Below are 19524 nucleotides of genomic sequence, written 5' to 3'. Positions count from 1 at the left end.
AAAAGCCCCGCTCAATAAGCGGGGCTTTGTCATTGTAATGTGGACACTTTTGTCGAAGTGTGGACGCTATGTGGACGCTGATTTTAAAAATCCCTTTCAATCAGCAATTTAAATTCTTGACCTTCCCCTTGATGGAAGGTTTAACCTTCATAACAGTTAGCGAAAAGCAGAGTGAAGGTCAACAATTGACCAGAACATTATACGGGAGTTTTGTTATGTCTCACACTATTGACCTGACACTGGACGGCCTCTCCTGCGGCCACTGTGTCAAACGCGTTAAAGAAAGCCTGGAGCAGCGTCCTGACGTGGAAAGCGCTGAGGTGACTATCGATCATGCCGCCGTGACCGGCAGCGCCAGCGCCGACGCGCTGATTGATACCATTAAACAGGCCGGTTACGGGGCGGAGTTAAGCCACCCAAAGGCTAAACCGCTGGCAGAGTCATCATCCCCGTCGGAAGCACTGACAGCGGCCACTCCTGAGCTTCCGGTAGCTGATGACATTGATGACAGCCAACAGCTGCTGATCAACGGCATGAGCTGCGCCAGCTGCGTCTCCCGGGTACAGAACGCCTTACAGGCGGTACCGGGCGTCGCACAGGCACGGGTAAACCTGGCGGAGCGTACTGCGCTGGTGATGGGCAGCGCCTCCGCCGCAGAGTTAGTGCAGGCCGTGGAGAAAGCGGGCTACGGGGCGGAGGCCATCGAAGATGATGCCGAGCGCCGCGAGCGCCAGCAGGAAACGGCTGTCGCCACTATGAAGCGTTTCCGCTGGCAGGCGATTGTCGCCCTGCTGGTCGGTATTCCGGTGATGGTGTGGGGCATGATGGGTGACAACATGATGGTCACCGCTGACAACCGCACCCTGTGGCTGGTGATTGGTCTGATTACCCTTGCGGTGATGGTGTTTGCTGGCGGACATTTCTATACCAGCGCCTGGAAGAGCCTGAAAAACCGCACCGCGACGATGGACACGCTGGTCGCGCTCGGTACCGGCGCGGCGTGGCTGTATTCGATGAGCGTGAACGTCTGGCCGCAGTGGTTCCCGATGGAGGCGCGCCATCTCTATTATGAAGCGAGTGCGATGATTATCGGTCTGATTAACTTAGGCCATATGCTCGAAGCCCGCGCGCGTCAGCGCTCGTCGAAAGCGCTGGAAAGATTACTCGATTTAACCCCGCCGACGGCCCGCGTGGTCACGGATGACGGGGAAAAAAGCGTTCCGCTCTCAGAGGTACAGCCGGGAATGACGCTGCGCCTGACCACCGGCGACCGCGTGCCCGTCGACGGTGAAATCACCCAGAGCGATGCCTGGCTGGATGAAGCGATGCTGACCGGCGAGCCGATACCCCAGCAGAAATCTCAGGGCGATGCGGTGCATGCGGGTACGGTGGTACAGGACGGCAGCGTACTGTTCCGCGCCAGCGCGGTCGGGAGCCATACCACGCTGTCACGCATCATTCGCATGGTCCGCCAGGCGCAGAGCAGTAAGCCGGAGATTGGTCAGCTTGCCGATAAAATCTCCGCCATTTTTGTGCCGGTGGTCGTTGGTATTGCCCTGCTGAGCGCGGCGATCTGGTATTTCTTCGGCCCGGCGCCGCAGATTGTCTACACCCTGGTGATCGCCACCACGGTGCTGATCATCGCCTGCCCTTGTGCCCTTGGCCTGGCCACGCCGATGTCGATTATCTCTGGCGTCGGACGCGCCGCCGAATTTGGCGTACTGGTCCGTGATGCTGACGCCCTGCAACGGGCAAGCACGCTGGACACCCTTGTCTTTGATAAAACCGGCACGCTCACCGAGGGCAAACCGCAGGTGGTGGCCGTCAGTACCGTTGGCTGTACGGAGACGGACGCCCTGCGCCTTGCCGCCGCGCTGGAACAAGGTTCCAGCCACCCGCTGGGGCGCGCCATCCTGGAGAAAGCCGGTGATGGCCGTCTGCCGCAGGTCAGCAACTTCCGCACCCTGCGCGGTTTAGGGGTCAGCGGTGAAGCCGAAGGCCATACGCTGCTGCTGGGCAACCAGGCACTGCTGACTGAACAAGGCGTTGATACGTCCGCGCTGGACGCAGAGCTAAACGCGCAGGCCTCTCAGGGCGCGACGCCGGTTCTGCTGGCGAGGGATGGTCAGGTGGCGGCGCTGCTGGCCGTGCGCGATCCGTTACGCCAGGACAGCGTAGATGCCTTACAGCGCCTGCACCGCGCGGGCTATCGTCTGGTGATGCTGACCGGGGACAACCCGACCACCGCCAATGCCATTGCGAAAGAAGCCGGTATTGATGAGGTGATCGCGGGCGTGCTGCCGGACGGCAAAGCGGACGCCATCAAGAACCTGCAAAGTCAGGGTCGCCAGGTGGCGATGGTGGGCGACGGCATCAACGACGCCCCGGCGCTGGCGCAGGCTGACGTAGGCATTGCGATGGGCGGCGGGAGCGATGTCGCCATTGAAACCGCGGCGATCACCCTGATGCGCCACAGCCTGATGGGGGTGGCGGATGCGCTGGCGATTTCGAAAGCCACGTTGCGCAACATGAAGCAGAACCTGCTGGGGGCCTTCGTCTATAACTCGCTCGGCATTCCGATTGCCGCCGGGATTTTGTGGCCGCTGACCGGCACCCTGCTGAACCCGGTTGTTGCGGGTGCGGCGATGGCGCTCTCGTCAATTACCGTGGTGAGCAACGCTAACCGTCTGCTGCGGTTTAAACCGAAGGATTGAACCTTGTACCCGTACGCGCTAGCATGAACCTTTCCGATCATGGAGCGCGTATGGGTCTGTTTAATCGTCTAAAAACATCGTTTCGCGCCCTTTTTCCCCGCCGTTATGCCTGGCCCGGTATGGATATTTCGCTTCCGGGCGGGCAGCATCTGCACCTGGTGGGAAGCATTCATATGGGCACGCAGGACATGTCCCCCCTGCCCTCCGGCCTGATTAAACTGCTGAAGCGCGCCGACGCGCTGATCGTCGAAGCCGACATCTCCGGCCATGAATCGCCGTTTGCCGGGCTGGAAAGCGATCGCCCCCTGGCGGAACGTCTTAACGGGACGCAGCTGGCTGAGCTTACCCGTCTTGCGGATGAGACCGGCGTCTCGCTCTCAATGCTCGACACTCTGCCCCTGTGGCAAATTGCCATGGTGCTACAGGCCACCCAGGCGCAGCGCCTGGGGCTGCGCGGCGATTACGGTATCGATTATCAACTGCTGAATGCGGCAAGGGCGCGCAACCTGTCCGTCATTGAACTGGAAGGCACGGACAGCCAGATTGCGCTTCTTCGCCAGCTTCCCGATGACGGCCTGATGCTGCTGGATGATACCCTGACCCACTGGCACACCAACGCGCGTCTGCTGCAAACGATGATTGGCTGGTGGCTGGATGCGCCGCCCGCAGACGGTAAGCTGGCGTTACCGTCGACGTTCAGTGAATCGTTGTATGATGTGCTGATGAACGCGCGCAACCAGGCGTGGCGGGAGACACTATATGCCCTGCCTGCCGGTCGTTATGTTGTCGCGGTTGGCGCGTTGCATTTGTACGGAGAAGGGAATTTGCCGTCGCTGCTGAAATAAAAAAATGGCCAATATCTCTATTGGCCCGTCAAAGAGGAATTTCATCGTTTTTATTATACCGAAGTGACCTTCGGCTACGCCGATTGTCGCTCAAAGTAACCATCACTGCCAATACTATTGCGCAAGATGGTGCTATTTTTTAGACAAACGTCAGGCGTATGCTGCTGGTATGAATCGTCTGTCGTAAGAAGGATAGCCATGACTCCCGCCGTTAAATTACTCGAAAAAAACAAAATTTCTTTCCGGATCCACACCTACGATCACGATCCGAACGAAACCAACTTTGGTGATGAAGTGGTGCGCAAGCTGGGGCTGAACGCGGACCAGGTCTACAAAACGCTGCTGGTCGCGGTGAACGGCGATATGAAGCACCTCGCCGTGGCAGTGACACCCGTCGCCGGACAGCTTGATCTGAAGAAAGTGGCCAAAGCGCTGGGAGCGAAAAAGGTCGATATGGCAGACCCGATGGTTGCGCAACGCACAACGGGTTATCTGGTCGGCGGGATCAGCCCGCTCGGCCAAAAAAAGCGTCTGCCGACGCTGATCGATGCGCCTTCGCAGGAATTTGAGACGATCTATATTTCTGGCGGCAAACGCGGGCTGGATATCGAACTGGCCGCAGGCGATCTGGCGAAAATGCTGGACGCGAAATTTGCGGATATTGCGCGCCGGGATTGAGAAAATTGCCCGGTGGCGCTGCGCTTACCGGGCCTACGATTCGAATGTAGGCCGGGTAAGGCGAAGCCGCCACCCGGCAAAAAAACGCACTACTGCCAGCTCACCTCGCCTTTCGGCTCATACATGTTCACGTCAATCGGTGAATTTTGCTGGATAAACTGCTTCAACACTTCCGCATCAATAAACCCGGTATTTACATAGCCCGGTTTGTTATCGATATGCGGATAGCCGTCGCCGCCGGTGGCGTTAAAGCTTAACGTTGCCAGGCGGTAGGTTTTCGCCGGATCAACCGGTTCGCCTTTGATCTTGAGATCGTTAAGCTTGCCGTCCTTCGCGACAAAGCTGACGTTAGCAAACTGCGGATACGCCCCGGAATCCGGCTTCATCTGCGCCACGGCGGTCAGGTAGTCAATCACCTCCTTCCCGCTCATGTCCGCATAGACCACCACGTTGCCAAACGGCTGTACTTTGAGCACGTCTTTATAGGTGATGTCTCCGCCTTCAATGGAATCACGAATACCGCCGCCGCTCATCACGCCGAAATCCGCATTCGTGCGCGCCATCTGCGCGGCCAGCACCAGACGCCCCATGTTGGTCTGTACGAAGCGAACTTTGCTGCGGTCTCCTTCCAGTCGTCCGTTAAGCGTGCCAATCTTCACGTCCAGCTGCGCTTTCCCTTTGCTCTGGAACGGCGTCAGCAGAGAGAGCATCTGCTGGTTTTCAGCGATCTCTGGCGTGTAGAGTACCCGCTCGCTTTTGCCGTCCGGATAGGTCACTTTCTTCTTCAGGTTGACCGGGATGAGCTGATAGTGCACCAGCTTCATCTCGCCGTTACGGAATTCGAAATCCGCGCGGCCAACGTATTTCCCCCACTCGTGGGCCTGTACAATCCAGATCCCGTTCTGACGATCCGGCGCACACGGCGTGCCGGGCACATAATCTGCCTGCTTTTTATTCTCAGAAGCCATGCAGACCGGATCCTGTGAGTGACCGCCCACAATCATCGCCAGCGAGCCCGCAGGAAGGCTGCGCGCCATCTCCACGTCGCCCGGCGCGTTAGAGCCGTGCTGACCGTTATCGTAATGCCCCATGTGGGTGGTCGCGATAATCACATCCGGTTTTTCATTCTGCTGCAACTCCTGGATCACCAGCTTCGCTTCGTCCGCCGGTTTACGGAATTCGATGTCGGTGAAAAATTCAGGATTACCAATTTTGGCCGTATCGTCGGTGGTTAAGCCGATGACCGCGATCTTCAGATCCTGACGCTTAAACAGTGCCCACGGTTTAAACAGGCGCTCGCCGGTGCTTTTCTGATAAATATTGGCGGAAAGGAACGGGAATTTGGACCACTTCTCCTGCTGGCGCAACACGCTCAGCGGATTATCAAACTCGTGGTTTCCGACCGCCATCGCGTCGTAACCAATTAAATTCATGCCGCGAAAATCAGGCTCGGCATCCTGCAAATCAGATTCCGGTACCCCGGTATTAATATCCCCGCCCGACAGCAGCAGGACGCTGCCACCCTGGGCCGCGACCTCTTTACGAATGCCGTCCACCAGCGTTTTTTGCGCCGCCAGGCCATATTCACCGTATTCGCTGCGCCAGAAATGGCCGTGATGATCGTTAGTATGCAGAATGGTAATTTTATAGGTTTTATCTTTTTCATACGCCTGCGCGGGCAGGCTTGTCAGCCCCCATGCGGCGATGAGCGCCAGCGCGACGCCACGCTTCATTAACTTCATCTTCTCTCTCCCTGACCCATAGACAAACGCAAAAATTACAGTGACTCACAAGAATAGACAAATAAGTTTTCAGAATTGCGACTTTCTTCAAATGTCACGGACGGGTATGTTAGTCGGATAATAATTACTCCCTGCATCTCTAATAACAAATCGACGTGGTATTTATGGCAATCAGTGAATCAACCCAGCCCGTCCAGGGCGCTCCGGCGTCGCCGCCGAAATCGCGCACTTCCTTTAAAGTATTAGGCGCAATCAGTCTCTCTCATCTGCTCAACGACATGATCCAGTCGCTGATTCTGGCGATCTACCCGCTGTTGCAATCTGAGTTCTCATTAACCTTCGTGCAGATCGGGATGATCACCCTGACCTTCCAGCTGGCCTCTTCGCTGCTACAGCCGGTGGTGGGCTACTGGACGGACAAATACCCGATGCCATGGTCGCTGCCCATTGGCATGTGCTTCACCCTGAGCGGGCTGGTGCTGCTGGCCATGGCGGGCAGCTTTGAGGCGGTACTGGTTGCCGCGGCGCTGGTGGGAACCGGTTCATCGGTGTTCCATCCGGAATCGTCCCGCGTGGCGCGTATGGCCTCCGGCGGACGCCACGGGCTGGCGCAGTCCCTGTTCCAGGTGGGGGGGAACTTTGGTAGCTCCCTCGGTCCTCTGCTGGCGGCGGTAATTATCGCGCCTTACGGCAAAGGCAACGTGGCGTGGTTTGTGCTGGCCGCGCTGCTGGCGATTGTCGTCCTGGCGCAAATCAGCCGCTGGTACGCCGCGCAGCATCGCGTAAATAAGGGAAAACCTGCCGCGAAGATAACCAATCCCCTTCCGCGCAATAAGGTGATCCTTGCCGTCAGCGTGCTGCTGGTGCTGATTTTCTCAAAATATTTCTATATGGCGAGCATTAGCAGCTATTACACCTTCTATCTGATGCAAAAATTCGGATTATCGGTACAAAACGCCCAGTTCCACCTCTTTGCCTTCCTGTTTGCGGTGGCGGCAGGCACGGTGATTGGCGGCCCTGTGGGGGATAAAATTGGACGTAAATATGTGATTTGGGGCTCTATCCTCGGCGTTGCGCCGTTTACGCTTGTTTTACCGTACGCAACGCTGGAATGGACTGGAATATTGACGGTGATTATTGGTTTTATCCTCGCATCGGCATTTTCAGCCATCCTGGTCTACGCGCAGGAGCTGCTGCCGGGACGTATCGGTATGGTTTCCGGCCTCTTTTTTGGTTTTGCCTTTGGCATGGGTGGCCTGGGAGCCGCGGTGTTAGGGATGGTTGCAGACCACACCAGTATCTTCCTGGTTTATAAAATCTGCGCTTTCCTGCCACTTCTTGGGATGTTGACCATATTCCTGCCTGACAACCGTCATAAAGCGTGACTTCACGGCTGCCAAAGTTAAACTTTGGCAGCCGGATAACCTGAGGCCATAAGGCTTTCCTCTCCCTCCCCCCTGCAAATTTACCAAAACATGCACTTTTTCACGCTTATTGCGTTTTTATTCTGATTTCAACAATTATTCATAAACATAAGCGTAAAAATTGTCATAAACTATTAATCGGCTTTTTGGTATTTGCACCAAAAATGGATCACCCATCGCGAAAGGAGACGGAATGCACCACGCCACACCGCTTATCACCACCATTGTTGGTGGACTTGTGCTCGCTTTTATCCTCGGCATGATTGCCAATAAACTGCGTATTTCGCCCCTGGTAGGCTATTTGTTAGCGGGCGTGCTGGCGGGGCCCTTTACGCCGGGTTTTGTGGCGGATACTAAACTGGCACCTGAACTGGCGGAATTGGGCGTGATTCTGCTGATGTTTGGCGTAGGCCTGCATTTCTCGCTGAAGGACCTGATGGCGGTAAAGTCTATCGCCATACCGGGAGCGATCGCCCAGATAGGGGTGGCGACGCTGCTGGGGATGGCGCTTTCGGCGGTGCTGGGCTGGTCGCTGATGACCGGCATCGTGTTTGGGCTGTGTCTTTCAACCGCCAGTACCGTGGTGCTGCTGCGCGCGCTTGAAGAGAGACAGCTAATAGACAGCCAGCGCGGGCAAATCGCGATTGGCTGGCTGATTGTTGAAGATCTGGTGATGGTGTTGACGCTGGTTCTGCTGCCTGCCGTTGCCGGTATGATGGAAAAAGACAACGTCGGTTTTGCCTCGCTGGCGCTGGATATGAGTATCACCATTGGTAAAGTCGTGGCGTTTATCGCCATCATGATGCTGGTGGGCCGCCGTCTGGTGCCGTGGATCATGTCCCGCAGCGCCGCCACGGGCTCGCGTGAACTGTTCACGCTTTCGGTCCTTGCGCTGGCGCTGGGCATTGCCTTTGGCGCCGTCGAGCTGTTTGACGTCTCCTTTGCGCTGGGCGCGTTCTTCGCCGGGATGGTGCTGAACGAGTCCGAGCTGAGCCACCGTGCCGCGCACGATACCCTGCCGCTACGTGATGCATTCGCGGTGCTGTTCTTTGTCTCCGTCGGGATGCTGTTCGACCCGCTGATCCTCATTCAGCAGCCGCTGGCCGTGCTGGGTACGCTGGCAATCATCATCTTTGGTAAGTCCGTTGCCGCCTTCTTCCTGGTGCGGATGTTCGGTCACTCGCCGCGCACGGCGCTGACCATCGCCGCCAGCCTGGCGCAGATTGGCGAGTTCGCCTTTATTCTTGCTGGTCTGGGGATGGCCCTGAACCTGCTGCCACAGGCGGGGCAAAATCTGGTGCTGGCGGGGGCGATCCTCTCCATCATGCTAAACCCGGTATTGTTTGCCCTGCTGGAGAAATATCTCGAGAAGACCGAAACCCTCGAAGAGCAAACCCTGGAAGAAGCGATTGAGGAGGAGAAACAGATCCCCGTAGATATCTGCAACCACGCGCTGCTGGTCGGTTTTGGCCGCGTCGGCAGCCTGCTCGGTGAGAAGCTGATGGCCCAGGGGATCCCCCTGGTAGTGATTGAAACCTCCCGCACTCGCGTCGACGAGCTTCGCGAGCGCGGCATCCGCGCGGTGCTGGGCAACGCGGCTAACGAAGAGATTATGAATCTGGCGCATCTGGACTGCGCTCGCTGGCTGCTGCTCACTATCCCGAACGGTTACGAGGCTGGCGAGATTGTCGCCACAGCCCGTGAAAAATGCCCACATATCGAAATCATTGCCCGCGCCCATTATGATGACGAAGTGGAGTACATCACCGAGCGCGGCGCGAATCAGGTGGTGATGGGTGAGCGTGAGATTGCGAATACAATGCTGACAATGCTGACAAAACCGCCAGTTGAAGAGGCGGTGACGGGTTAAGTTTTGTGCGGCCTGATGCCCTCACCCTGGCCCTCTCCCACAGGGAGAGGGAACAAACACTAAAAACGGCAACCACAGGTTGCCGTTTTGCTTTTACCTGTCCCAATACGCCTCTTCGAGGCTGTCTTCCCGTTCCGGCAGCCCCCGCGTTAAGCGCGGTGAATGCTGGTTCAGCACCTGATAACTCACGCGGTTCGCGTACTTGCACACCTGCGCCAGCGAGGAGTAGGTCAGCCAGTTGAAGGTGTGCTTGCTGGAATTCGGCACATTGGTTTTGTGGTAGGCGTTGGCGGTGATGTCGTGCAGCAGCGCGGCCAGCGCGCCGTCGCCCGCGCCGTTGGTGTTCATGATCTTCTCGGGGCCACCCATATACGGTGCAATGTGGGAGAAGATACGCAGCGGGTTGATGCAGTCTTTATGACGCATGGCGCGGCTGAACTCGTACTGGTTAAATTCGGCGATTGCGCCCGGCAGCAGCGGGTGCTGGGTTTTCCGCTTGCTCTCTTCTTCCGTGAAGCCCGCCATATACAGCCCGACCGGCCCGGCGGTGCAGAGCACCAGATCTACCCAGTCCAGCGCCTTATCAGACGCCAGCAGCGGATCGCTTTCGCCGGTCAGCGCTTCGGCTTCTTCTTCATTCATCGCCAGAATCGAGACGTGTTCTTTCAGGAAGGCCTGCCACCACTCCGGGTTGTCGGCAATGACGAATTTGGTGCCCAGCGTCAGAACCACAGGCACGTTGTATTTCTTCGCGTACTCAATTGCCTTCATGGTTGCGTCCGGCATTGGTTCGCCCGGCTTGCAGCGCACCAGATAGGAGGTCAGTACCAGCGCAGACGCGCCCGCGATCACCTCTTCCGGGATACTTTCAGCGCGCAGCTTGTTCATATGGCCGGGGCTGATGGCAAAGGTACGCTCGCCGGAATCGCTTATCAGCGTAAAGCAGCGGCCAATCGGCCCGTCAACGCCCTGTAAATAGTTCAGATCGGTGCGGCTGGAGGTATTGCACAGGTAGCGGTAGGCGTAGCCACCGATTTCGATATTGCTACACATCACGCCAAGCAGCACCGAGCGGTCGTCTGCCAGGACGGAGTAGTTGTGCATGGTGTTGCCGATGGTGCCGCCGGCAAACTGGTGGGTGATAAGATTTTCGCGCACCAGCTCCTGATACAGCGCTTCAGCAACGTCATCCTCAATCACCAGCGAGTGCCCGGCGCTCAGACCGTAACGTGCGACAAACGCATCATCCACTTTGGCTTCAATGTCCACCAGCGTCTGATCGATACCGACCACCCAGGCAGCGCTGGTTTCGCTTTCCTGCTGAATTTGCTGTAACAGCGGATCGCGGGCATCGACGGGGAAATAGTGTTTGGACTTACGTTTACCGGGAAATTTCATGGTCTGAACTGTGCAAAGAATACGGGCCGGGAATGGTAGCACAAACCCGGCCCGTAACGCGATCAGCGGCGGGTGGTGACCAGTGAGACCATCATGTCGATGTGTTCAGGGGAGTCGTTAAGCGCAGGAATGTATTCGTATTTCGTTCCGCCCGCCTCCATAAAGAACTCTTTGTTCTGGACAGCAATCTCTTCCAGCGTTTCCAGACAGTCCGCCGAGAAGCCCGGCGACATCACCTGAATGTGCTTCACGCCCTTCTCGCCCAGCATCTTAAGCGTTTCATCAGTATACGGCGTTAGCCACGGCTCGCGGCCAAAGCGCGACTGGAAGGTCATCATCACCTTCTCAGGCGGCAGGCCGAGGGCGGAGACCAGCTCGCGGGTGGTATCGCGGCAACGTTGGGGGTAATCATCCCCTTCGTTCGCGAAACGCTGCGGAATACCGTGATAGGAGAGCAGCAGCAGATCCGGCTCGCCGTGTTTTTCAAACGACGCGCGCGCGCTGCTGGCAAGCGCCTGAATGTACAGCTCGTTATCGGCGTAGTCGCGGATAAAGGTGATACCCGGTATACGGCGGCGGGTCGCCAGAATGCGCGCCAGTTCGTCCCAGACGGCAGCCACCGTGGAGCACGAATACTGCGGATAAAGGGCCAGCACCACAATGTGTTCAACGCCCTGCGCCAGCAGAGAGTCGACGGCGCTTTCCAGGGACGGCTTACCGTAGCTCATGCCGAGCGCAACGGGCATGTCCGGCAGGCGGGCGGCCAGCGCCTTCTCCTGACGACGGCTGTAGACCATCAGCGGCGAGCCCTCTTCCATCCACACGGACTGATAGAGCTTTGCCACACGCGGGGAACGAATCGGCAGAATGACGCCACGCAGCAGTGGCCACCACAGCAGTCTTGGGGTATCCACGACGCGCGTGTCGCTTAAAAATTGTCGCAGGTAGCGTTTGACCGCCGCTGGAGTAGGTGCTTCTGGGGTGCCCAGATTGGCAAGCAGGATGCCGGTTTTCGCCTGACTCATTCACGCCTCTTAACCATTTGATAGGCTGTCAATTGTAGCGGAAATGCGTTTAAACGAAACCCATTGCTGTAATAGGTAAGATGAGAATTTTTCTCACCCGGGGCTCCGGGTGAGAGAGGTGCGCTTAGCCGAGGATTTTTTCCAGCTCTGCACGTACGTCAGCCACGGCTTTGGTGCCGTCCACTTTCGCGTATTTGGTGTTACCCGCCTGCGCTTCTTTGGTGTAGTAGCCGATCAGCGGTGCGGTCATCTGATGGTATTCCACCAGGCGTTTACGCACGGTTTCTTCCTGATCGTCTTTACGGGTGGTCAGCTCTTCGCCGGTCACGTCGTCTTTGCCTTCAACCTTAGGTGGATTGAATTTGATGTGGTAAACGCGGCCAGAGGCAGCGTGCACGCGACGGCCAACGATACGGTCAACGATCAGCTCGTCCGGTACGTCGAACTCCAGCACGTAATCCACGTTGATGCCCGCTTCTTTCATGGCGTCAGCCTGAGGAATGGTGCGCGGGAAGCCGTCCAGCAGGAAACCGTTACGGCAGTCTTCCTGAGCAATGCGCTCTTTAACCAGCGCGATAACCAGTTCGTCGGTCACCAGTTTGCCTGCGTCCATGATGTCTTTAGCTTGTTTACCCAGCTCGGAGCCAGATTTAACAGCGGCGCGCAGCATGTCACCGGTGGAGATTTGCGGAATACCGTATTTCTCCATGATGAACTGAGCCTGAGTTCCTTTACCCGCGCCCGGAGCGCCAAGCAGAATAATACGCATTGCGAAAATCCCCTCAAAAGTCGATTCAATTTTTCAAAAAGCGCTAAACAATACCACCAGAACGGGTATGGCTCAAGGAAGGCGGGAAGGCTGAAACGGTTAACGGGGGGAGATAATTTGGCTTCGGGCGGTCTGGTGCCCTCACCCTAACCCTCTCCCACAGGGAGAGGGAACTCTTTCACCCTCTCCCTGTGGGAGAGGGCCGGGGTGAGGGAAGATTACGCCAGCAGCAGCGCATTCACACGTTTAATGAACAGGTTAGGATCTTCCAGCGTACCGCGCTCGGCCAGCAGGGACTGATCCAGCAGCAGTTCAACCCACTCCGCAAAGCGGGCGTCGTCCTGGGTATCCGCCGCGCGTTTCACCAGCGGGTGATCCGGATTAAGCTCAAAGATATATTTCACATCTGGCACGGCCTGGCCCGCCGCAGCGAACAGTTTCGCCATCTGGGTGCTCATTTCGTCCGCATCGGTGGTGACAATGGCTGGCGTATCGGTCAGACGGTGCGTGAAGCGCACCTCTTTCACGCGGTCGCCCAGCAGCGTTTTCACGCGCTCAACGAACGGCTCCAGCGCCTTCTCGGCTTCTTTCGCGCTGTCGTCCACTTCATCCGCCAGCTTATCGATAGACTCGTCGGCTTTGGCAACGGACTGGAAGGATTTACCGTCGAACTCGGTCAGGTAGTTCATCATCCACTCGTCGATGCGGTCAGACAGCAGCAGCACTTCGATGCCTTTCTTACGCAGCAGTTCCAGATGCGGGCTGCTCTTCGCTGCCGCATAGCTGTCGGCGGTGATGTAGTAGATCTTCTCCTGCCCTTCTTTCATGCGGGAGACGTACTCTTCGAGCGACACGGTCTGGGCGGAGGAGTCGTTGTGCGTAGAGGCGAAGCGCAGCAGTTTAGCGATAGCTTCCACGTTCGCGGTGTCTTCCGCCGGACCTTCTTTCAGCACCAGGCCAAACTGTTTCCAGAAGGTCTGGTATTTTTCCGCATCGTCCTTCGCCAGTTTTTCCAGCATCTGCAACGCACGTTTGGTCAGGGCGTTGCGCAGGTTACGGGTGACGGTGCTGTCCTGAAGAATTTCACGGGAGACGTTCAGCGGCAGATCGTTGGAGTCTATCAGGCCACGCACAAAGCGCAGGTAGTTCGGCATGAACTGCTCGGCGTCGTCCATAATGAACACGCGCTGCACGTACAGCTTCAGGCCGTGCTTGTGATCGCGGTTCCACATGTCCCACGGCGCCTGCGCCGGAATGTACAGCAGGCTGGTGTACTCCTGCTTCCCTTCAACACGGTTGTGGCTCCAGGTCAGCGGATCGGTGAAGTCGTGGGCGATGTGCTTGTAAAACTCGTTGTACTCGTCGTCTTTAATTTCAGCTTTATTACGCGTCCACAGCGCCTGCGCCTTGTTGATTTTCTCCCAGGAAACCACGGTTTCGCCGTCTTTCTCTTCCTGTTTTTCAATCTCAACCGGCAGCGCGATATGGTCGGAATACTTACTGATGATGGAGCGTACGCGCCAGTCGTTCAGGAAATCGTCTTCGCCTTCACGCAGGTGCAGGGTGATTTCGGTGCCGCGATCCGCTTTGGTGATGTCATCAACGGTGTATTCACCTTCACCTTTAGACTCCCACAGCACGCCGTTCTCGGCGCTGTCGCCCGCGGCGCGGGTGCGCACGGTGACTTTGTCCGCCACGATGAACGCCGAGTAGAAGCCTACGCCGAACTGACCGATCAGCTGGCTGTCTTTCGCCTGGTCAGAGCCCATGGACTCAAGGAACGCTTTGGTGCCGGATTTGGCGATGGTTCCGAGGTGGTCAATCACCTCGTCGCGGTTCATCCCGATGCCGTTATCGGCGATGGTCAGGGTGCGGTTCTCTTTATTAAACGAGACGCGCACGCGCAGCTCGCCGTCGCCTTCATACAGATCCGGGTTAGACAGCGCGCGGAAGCGCAGCTTGTCCGCCGCATCAGAGGCGTTGGAAATCAGCTCACGCAGGAAGATTTCTTTGTTGGAATACAGGGAATGGATCATCAGGTGCAGAAGCTGTTTTACTTCTGACTGGAAACCACGGGTTTCTTGTCCTTTCATCTAAGTCGACCTCAACAATGCCATTTAATGGGGTTGTAAAACGTTGAGTGAGAGATGGGGATAAGGGGAGGAATTTTCAAGCGGAGGCCGCGCGCGCAGCCTCCGTTTGGTCAGAAAATAATCTTGTGACGTCCGGCCAGCGAGTGTGACAGCGTGGTGCCGTCGACCATCTCCAGCTCACCGCCGACCGGCACGCCGTGGGCGATGCGGCTGGCGTCAACGCCGTACTGCGCGCACAGTTCGGCGATGTAGTTGGCGGTTGCTTCCCCTTCCACCGTCGGGTTGGTGGCGAGGATCACCTCTTTGATGGTTTCCGACTCCAGGCGCTGCTCCAGGCGGTCAAGACCGATATCGTCCGGGCCGATGCCGTCCAGCGGGGAGAGATGCCCCATCAGCACGAAATAGCGGCCGGAAAACTGCCCGGTTTGTTCGATGGCGTAGATGTCCGCCGGACTCTCCACCACGCAAATCTGACCGTTTTCCTGACGACGCGGGTTCGTGCAGATGTTACATACGTCCTGCTCGGTAAAGGTCCGGCAATCCGCACAGTGGCCAATTTCTGACATGGCGCGGGTCAGAGCCTGCGCCAGGCGCATCCCGCCGCTGCGGTCGCGCTGCAATAGCGTAAACGCCATACGCTGCGCCGACTTCGGGCCAACGCCCGGCAGGCAGCGCAGTGCTTCCATTAACTGCGTGAGCAGCGGACTGGTTTGCATCAGAATGGCATCTTAAAGCCCGGCGGCAGTTGCATACCGCTGGAAACAGAGGCCATTTTCTCTTTCTGGGTTTCGTCGATACGGCGAGCGGCATCGTTAAACGCGGCTGCAACCAGATCTTCCAGCATCTCTTTGTCGTCTTCGAGCAGGCTCGGGTCGATTTCAACGCGACGGCAGTTATGCGCACCGTTGATGGTCACCTTGACCAGACCGGCACCGGATTCACCCGTGACTTCCAGCTGAGCGATCTCTTCCTGCATCTTCTGCATTTTTTCCTGCATCTGCTGAGCCTGCTTCATCAGGCCACCCAGACCGCCTTTTCCACCAAACATAGGCTTCTCTCTTCTTTCACGTTAAGGATTACAACCGTAAGTCAGACTCACGATCAAATGGGGCGAATACTCTCTTCATCCAGATCGGCGTCGAAGAACCGGCGCAGGGTCTGGATGTTGTTATCCGCAATTATCGCCTCGCGCGCCTGCGCGAGCTTCTCTTCATAAATGGCCTGACGCCACTCGAGCGGCGTTTTCACCGCCGGATTATCATCTTCAATGATAGTCAATTCAACCGGTACACCCTGTAATGCGGTAAGCGCCTCGGCCAGCGCCTTTTGCGCGCCAGGGGAATTCAGGTGGCGTTGACCCGGACGCAGGTGCAAACGCACCTGATTGCCGTCCTGCTCTTTCCAGGCATTCAGCGCGACCTGCTCCACCAGCTTCGGCAGTTGCAGTTTGCTGACCTCGGCGGCCCAGGCATCGCGCTCAATGGACTCTTCCGCGAGCTTCGCGGACAGCTCCGGCGTTTTTTCATGCTCCAGCGCCTTTTTCAGCGCTTTTGGCGTGGCGACCACTTCCTTGACCGTTTCAACAACGGTGGTCGCCTTCCAGCGGTATGCCTCTTCTTTCGCCGGGGCTTTTTGCTCGAGCGCGGACGGTGCCGGACGCGACTGCACGCGCTCCGTTACCGAGGCCAGTCGTTCAAGCGCGGCGTTGTTCACCGGCCGCGCTCTTGCAGGCGCTGCCGGTTCACTCTTTTTTGGTTTGGTTGCTCCCTGCGCACGTTGCAACTGGCTTCGTGCGGCAAGCACCGAACTGGTGGCATCCGACAGCGGCACGTTTTGCGGCGGCGGCGATGCCGGTTGCGGTGGCACCTGCTGCGGTGACATTACCGCGGTCGGCGCTACCGGCGCAAAGGACTGCCGGGGCGTTTCCGGCTCCGGCAGTGGCTTGCGCGGATGGAAGGCCAGCGCGCGCAGCAGCGTCATTTCAACGCCCATCCGGCGATCCGGTGCAAACGGCAGCTCTTTGCGGCCAATCAGCAGCGTCTGATAATAAAGCTGAACGTCAGCCGGCGGCACGGTGCGCGCAAGTTCACGCATCCGCTGTTCAATGGTCGCCATGTCCGCGCCAATGGCCGACGGAGACAGTTGCAGCATCGCCACGCGGTGCAGCAGGCTGAGCATCTCGACCAGCAGCGCTTCCCACTCAATGCCACGGGCAGCAGCGTCGTTGACGAGCGCCATCACTCGCTCACCGTTGGCGGCAATCATCGCTTCAATAAGCGACAGCGCCTGATCGTCATCCAGCGTGCCGAGCATGGTACTGACCGCGTCGGTGGAGAGTTTACCGTCACCGCTGGCAATCGCCTGGTCGGTCAGGCTCAGCGCATCGCGCAGGCTGCCATCCGCGGCACGGGCCAGCAGTTGCAGCGCACGCGGTTCATGGACAATGTGCTCTTCATCGAGGATATGCTCAAGCTGAGCGCGGATCTGCTCAACGTCGAGCGCCTTCAGATGGAATTGCAGGCAGCGCGAGAGGATCGTGACCGGCAGCTTTTGCGGATCGGTGGTCGCCAGCAGGAATTTGACATGCGCAGGCGGCTCTTCCAGCGTTTTCAGCAGGGCGTTGAAGCTGTGGCGCGACAGCATGTGCACTTCATCGATCAGATAGACCTTGAAGCGGCCGCGCGCCGGGGCGTACTGCACGTTGTCGAGCAGATCGCGGGTATCTTCCACTTTGGTGCGCGAGGCGGCGTCGATCTCAATCAGATCGACAAAACGCCCCTGCTCGATCTCACGACAGTTGTCGCACACGCCGCACGGGGTGGCGGTGATCCCGGTTTCGCAGTTCAGACCTTTTGCCAGCAGACGGGCAATAGAGGTTTTACCGACGCCGCGGGTGCCGGAAAAAAGATAGGCGTGATGGATGCGACCTAGCGACAAGCCGTTCGCCAGGGCCGTCAGCACATGTTCCTGACCGACAACGTCAGCAAAGGTTTGTGGTCGCCATTTACGGGCTAACACCTGATAACTCATGGGCAGGCTCTGCAACGCTGGAAGGTGAATTAATGGAGGGGAATGCTATCACAACCTCACCCATTGAGCGAGGTTGTGAGATACGGGATTAATGTCCCGGGAATGGCACCAGGCTGTAGCTGGTAATACCCTGTTTTTCCAGGCGCTGCTCGCCGCCGAGATCGAACAGGTTGATGATGAATGCCGCGTCGGTCACTTCCCCGCCCAGACGACGGATCAGCTTCACGGTCGCTTCGATGGTGCCGCCGGTTGCCAGCAGATCGTCCACCACCAGCACTTTGTCGCCTGGCTTGATGGCATCAACGTGAATTTCCAGCTGATCGGTGCCGTATTCCAGCTCATAGCTCTCAGCAATGGTTTCACGCGGCAGTTTGCGCGGCTTACGCACCGGCACAAAACCCACGCCCATCGCCAGCGCAACCGGTGCGCCAAACAGGAAGCCACGGGCTTCAGTACCTACTACTTTGGTGATCCCGGCGTTTTTATAACGCTCAACCAGCAGTTCAATGCTGAGGGCGTACGCTTTCGGGTCTTCCAGCAAGCTGGTGACATCGCGGAAAAGAATGCCAGGTTTTGGATAGTCCTGGATACTTTTGATGCTATTTTTCAGATATTCAAGCTGCTGTGCAGTTGCGGTCATCGGTTTGTGCCTAAATGAAACAGTGTTACTCACGGCGCGCGACGAGTCGATCAAAGTAACAGTTGTTTAACCTTTGACCAGGCGCACCTGTGCTCGAAAACGGTCGAATTTACTGGCTGTGCGCCATAATTGCAACCGCCATGATGAGGCTTCAGTGCTTTTGTTGCTTTTCATCAACCACGGGGATCCGCCACATAAAGATCAGCAGGCAAACCAGGATCGCCAGCAGCAGAATGCGCACCCACATCATTTTCACCAGCCATAACGAGACGGCGAAGGTGATCAGGATGAAGGCAATGGCGCGCGGCTTGGCCCCGGGCGGCATGGCCCGGTGTTTTTGCCAGTGCCGCAGGTAGCCGCCAAACCACGAGCGGTACAGAAGCCAGTGGTGAAAACGCGGCGACGAGCGGGCGAAGCACCAGGCGGCCAACAGGATAAACGGGGTGGTCGGCAGCAAGGGCAAAACCACACCCAGCGTACCCAGCACTACCGCGAGCCAGCCAATGATGATTAAAATAGTACGCTGCATAATGCGAATCGTTATCAAACTGAACGGCTACTTTACCACTGGAGAGCGCCTTGAAAACAGCACTGCTTCTTGAGAGGCTGCAAAATCAGCTGATCGCGCTGCGGGCGCAGGCCACGCCGTTGATGGGCCACGCCACGCTGAAACCGCGCTTTGACCGACAGCTCTTCCGCACCCGCAGCACCGTCATTGAGGATTATCTTGCTGAAGCGCAGACCAATCTCGACGAGCTTCGTCACGCGGTTGAGAGTGAACAGCAGGAACATGTCGCGTGGCTTGCGGAGCATCTTACCGAGCAGATCACCGCCCTGCACCGGGAAATCGCCGCCTGGCCGCTGCGCGCGTGGGACAGCGCCTCGCCGGGGCTCGGAAAATGGCAGCGCAAGCGGCTGGAGAACCAGGAGTTTGAGCGCCGTCTGTTTGAGATGAAGCGCGAGCGCGAAGCCCGCCTGAACACCAGCGAAACGCTGGAAGAGCAGCAGTTATTAATGCGTGAAATCAGCGCGCTGGAAGGCCGCATCGTCCGCTGCCGTCAGGCGCTGGATGAGATTGAACGCGTCATTGAACGCCTGACCCGTTAACAGGAGCCACTGATGTCACTGGAAAATGCCCCCGACGAGGTCAAGCTGGCCGTCGATTTAATTATGCTGCTGGAGAATCACGAGATCCCGGCGGAGACGGTGCTGAAAGCGCTGGAGATTGTGCGACGAGATTTTGAGGGGAAACTTCCCCCTCACCCTACCCTCTCCCCAGAGGAGAGAGGGAAATAG

The 19524-nt window shown here is 57.6% G+C and carries 17 protein-coding genes and 1 other annotated feature; of the genes, 7 read left to right on the top strand and 10 right to left on the bottom strand.

Annotation, left to right across the window (positions count from 1 at the left end; genetic code table 11):
- The first annotated feature begins 215 nt into the window (after window positions 1–215).
- From copA to ybaK, 3 genes are all read left to right on the top strand, one after another.
- On the top strand, window positions 216–2714 hold the full coding sequence (gene copA / locus IM290_RS12290; RefSeq protein ID WP_193041794.1) for a copper-exporting P-type ATPase CopA: 2499 nt from the start codon (window positions 216–218) through the stop codon (window positions 2712–2714).
- Between the two features lie 50 nt (window positions 2715–2764).
- Window positions 2765–3559 carry a TraB/GumN family protein gene (locus IM290_RS12285; RefSeq protein WP_017383220.1) on the top strand — a complete coding sequence of 265 codons (795 nt, stop codon included), beginning with the start codon at window positions 2765–2767 and terminating at the stop codon, window positions 3557–3559.
- 198 nt (window positions 3560–3757) lie between these two features.
- The gene (gene ybaK, locus IM290_RS12280; RefSeq protein ID WP_010428207.1) at window positions 3758–4237 is read left to right on the top strand and encodes a Cys-tRNA(Pro)/Cys-tRNA(Cys) deacylase YbaK; all 480 of its coding nucleotides are present in this window, start codon (window positions 3758–3760) and stop codon (window positions 4235–4237) included.
- 89 nt (window positions 4238–4326) lie between these two features.
- Here the strand turns inward: ybaK and ushA are convergent, their stop codons facing one another.
- Window positions 4327–5979, bottom strand: a complete 1653-nt coding sequence (gene ushA / locus IM290_RS12275) for a bifunctional UDP-sugar hydrolase/5'-nucleotidase UshA (protein ID WP_017383219.1) — start codon at window positions 5977–5979, stop codon at window positions 4327–4329.
- A 164-nt stretch (window positions 5980–6143) separates the two neighbouring features.
- Between ushA and IM290_RS12270 the strand changes: the two genes are divergently transcribed.
- Entirely contained in the window at window positions 6144–7364 is a 1221-nt protein-coding gene (locus tag IM290_RS12270; RefSeq protein ID WP_015571242.1) for an MFS transporter, read from the top strand.
- A 232-nt stretch (window positions 7365–7596) separates the two neighbouring features.
- Complete coding sequence (ybaL, locus tag IM290_RS12265) at window positions 7597–9273, top strand: YbaL family putative K(+) efflux transporter (RefSeq protein WP_193041795.1); 1677 nt, start codon at window positions 7597–7599, stop codon at window positions 9271–9273.
- A gap of 93 nt (window positions 9274–9366) precedes the next feature.
- On the opposite strand, the gene IM290_RS12260 is transcribed toward ybaL, so the two are convergent.
- The 9 genes from IM290_RS12260 to IM290_RS12220 all read right to left on the bottom strand — a co-directional run bounded on the left by IM290_RS12260 (window position 9367) and on the right by IM290_RS12220 (window position 18757).
- Window positions 9367–10671 (bottom strand): inosine/guanosine kinase, encoded by a 1305-nt coding sequence (locus IM290_RS12260; protein WP_032104066.1) that lies wholly within the window; start codon window positions 10669–10671, stop codon window positions 9367–9369.
- A 62-nt stretch (window positions 10672–10733) separates the two neighbouring features.
- A complete protein-coding gene (gene hemH, locus IM290_RS12255) occupies window positions 10734–11696 on the bottom strand; it encodes a ferrochelatase (protein WP_017383216.1) in 963 nt (320 codons plus the stop codon).
- Window positions 11697–11820: 124 nt separating this feature from the next.
- Window positions 11821–12465: an adenylate kinase gene (adk, locus tag IM290_RS12250; RefSeq protein WP_006809841.1), complete on the bottom strand. Its 645-nt coding sequence runs from the start codon at window positions 12463–12465 to the stop codon at window positions 11821–11823.
- A gap of 218 nt (window positions 12466–12683) precedes the next feature.
- Window positions 12684–14558 (bottom strand): molecular chaperone HtpG, encoded by a 1875-nt coding sequence (gene htpG / locus IM290_RS12245; protein WP_032670453.1) that lies wholly within the window; start codon window positions 14556–14558, stop codon window positions 12684–12686.
- 110 nt (window positions 14559–14668) lie between these two features.
- On the bottom strand, window positions 14669–15274 hold the full coding sequence (recR, locus tag IM290_RS12240) for a recombination mediator RecR (protein ID WP_006809843.1): 606 nt from the start codon (window positions 15272–15274) through the stop codon (window positions 14669–14671).
- Complete coding sequence (locus tag IM290_RS12235) at window positions 15274–15606, bottom strand: YbaB/EbfC family nucleoid-associated protein (protein WP_003858972.1); 333 nt, start codon at window positions 15604–15606, stop codon at window positions 15274–15276. The genes recR and IM290_RS12235 overlap by 1 nt, the downstream gene beginning before the upstream one ends.
- A 53-nt stretch (window positions 15607–15659) precedes the next feature.
- Window positions 15660–17588 carry a DNA polymerase III subunit gamma/tau gene (gene dnaX, locus IM290_RS12230; protein ID WP_193041796.1) on the bottom strand — a complete coding sequence of 643 codons (1929 nt, stop codon included), beginning with the start codon at window positions 17586–17588 and terminating at the stop codon, window positions 15660–15662.
- Window positions 16266–16330 (bottom strand) — a sequence feature (DnaX frameshifting element). Its footprint overlaps the gene before it by 65 nt.
- Before the next feature lie 88 nt (window positions 17589–17676).
- On the bottom strand, window positions 17677–18228 hold the full coding sequence (gene apt / locus IM290_RS12225; protein WP_000127359.1) for an adenine phosphoribosyltransferase: 552 nt from the start codon (window positions 18226–18228) through the stop codon (window positions 17677–17679).
- A 151-nt stretch (window positions 18229–18379) separates the two neighbouring features.
- Window positions 18380–18757 carry a DUF454 family protein gene (locus IM290_RS12220; RefSeq protein ID WP_015571246.1) on the bottom strand — a complete coding sequence of 126 codons (378 nt, stop codon included), beginning with the start codon at window positions 18755–18757 and terminating at the stop codon, window positions 18380–18382.
- A gap of 50 nt (window positions 18758–18807) precedes the next feature.
- Here IM290_RS12220 and priC point away from each other — a divergent pair, with 50 nt between their 5' ends.
- Window positions 18808–19335, top strand: a complete 528-nt coding sequence (gene priC, locus IM290_RS12215) for a primosomal replication protein N'' (protein ID WP_193041797.1) — start codon at window positions 18808–18810, stop codon at window positions 19333–19335.
- A 12-nt stretch (window positions 19336–19347) separates the two neighbouring features.
- Window positions 19348–19524 carry a pleiotropic regulatory protein RsmS gene (gene rsmS, locus IM290_RS12210; RefSeq protein WP_017383212.1) on the top strand — a complete coding sequence of 59 codons (177 nt, stop codon included), beginning with the start codon at window positions 19348–19350 and terminating at the stop codon, window positions 19522–19524.

The organism is Enterobacter cloacae complex sp. S1 (assembly GCF_014930525.1).
GTDB lineage: Bacteria > Pseudomonadota > Gammaproteobacteria > Enterobacterales > Enterobacteriaceae > Enterobacter > Enterobacter hormaechei_C.
The sequence above is the reverse complement of the archived record's forward strand: the minus strand, read 5'-3'. Positions and strand labels throughout refer to the sequence as shown.

Bases quoted from the DNA above. Each gene is read 5' to 3' on its own strand.
- copA (WP_193041794.1), top strand. From the start codon at position 216: ATGTCTCACACTATTGACCTGACACTGGACGGCCTCTCCTGCGGCCAC.
- IM290_RS12285 (WP_017383220.1), top strand. From the start codon at position 2,765: ATGGGTCTGTTTAATCGTCTAAAAACATCGTTTCGCGCCCTTTTTCCC.
- ybaK (WP_010428207.1), top strand. From the start codon at position 3,758: ATGACTCCCGCCGTTAAATTACTCGAAAAAAACAAAATTTCTTTCCGG.
- ushA (WP_017383219.1), bottom strand. From the start codon at position 5,979: ATGAAGTTAATGAAGCGTGGCGTCGCGCTGGCGCTCATCGCCGCATGG.
- IM290_RS12270 (WP_015571242.1), top strand. From the start codon at position 6,144: ATGGCAATCAGTGAATCAACCCAGCCCGTCCAGGGCGCTCCGGCGTCG.
- ybaL (WP_193041795.1), top strand. From the start codon at position 7,597: ATGCACCACGCCACACCGCTTATCACCACCATTGTTGGTGGACTTGTG.
- IM290_RS12260 (WP_032104066.1), bottom strand. From the start codon at position 10,671: ATGAAATTTCCCGGTAAACGTAAGTCCAAACACTATTTCCCCGTCGAT.
- hemH (WP_017383216.1), bottom strand. From the start codon at position 11,696: ATGAGTCAGGCGAAAACCGGCATCCTGCTTGCCAATCTGGGCACCCCA.
- adk (WP_006809841.1), bottom strand. From the start codon at position 12,465: ATGCGTATTATTCTGCTTGGCGCTCCGGGCGCGGGTAAAGGAACTCAG.
- htpG (WP_032670453.1), bottom strand. From the start codon at position 14,558: ATGAAAGGACAAGAAACCCGTGGTTTCCAGTCAGAAGTAAAACAGCTT.
- recR (WP_006809843.1), bottom strand. From the start codon at position 15,274: ATGCAAACCAGTCCGCTGCTCACGCAGTTAATGGAAGCACTGCGCTGC.
- IM290_RS12235 (WP_003858972.1), bottom strand. From the start codon at position 15,606: ATGTTTGGTGGAAAAGGCGGTCTGGGTGGCCTGATGAAGCAGGCTCAG.
- dnaX (WP_193041796.1), bottom strand. From the start codon at position 17,588: ATGAGTTATCAGGTGTTAGCCCGTAAATGGCGACCACAAACCTTTGCT.
- apt (WP_000127359.1), bottom strand. From the start codon at position 18,228: ATGACCGCAACTGCACAGCAGCTTGAATATCTGAAAAATAGCATCAAA.
- IM290_RS12220 (WP_015571246.1), bottom strand. From the start codon at position 18,757: ATGCAGCGTACTATTTTAATCATCATTGGCTGGCTCGCGGTAGTGCTG.
- rsmS (WP_017383212.1), top strand. From the start codon at position 19,348: ATGTCACTGGAAAATGCCCCCGACGAGGTCAAGCTGGCCGTCGATTTA.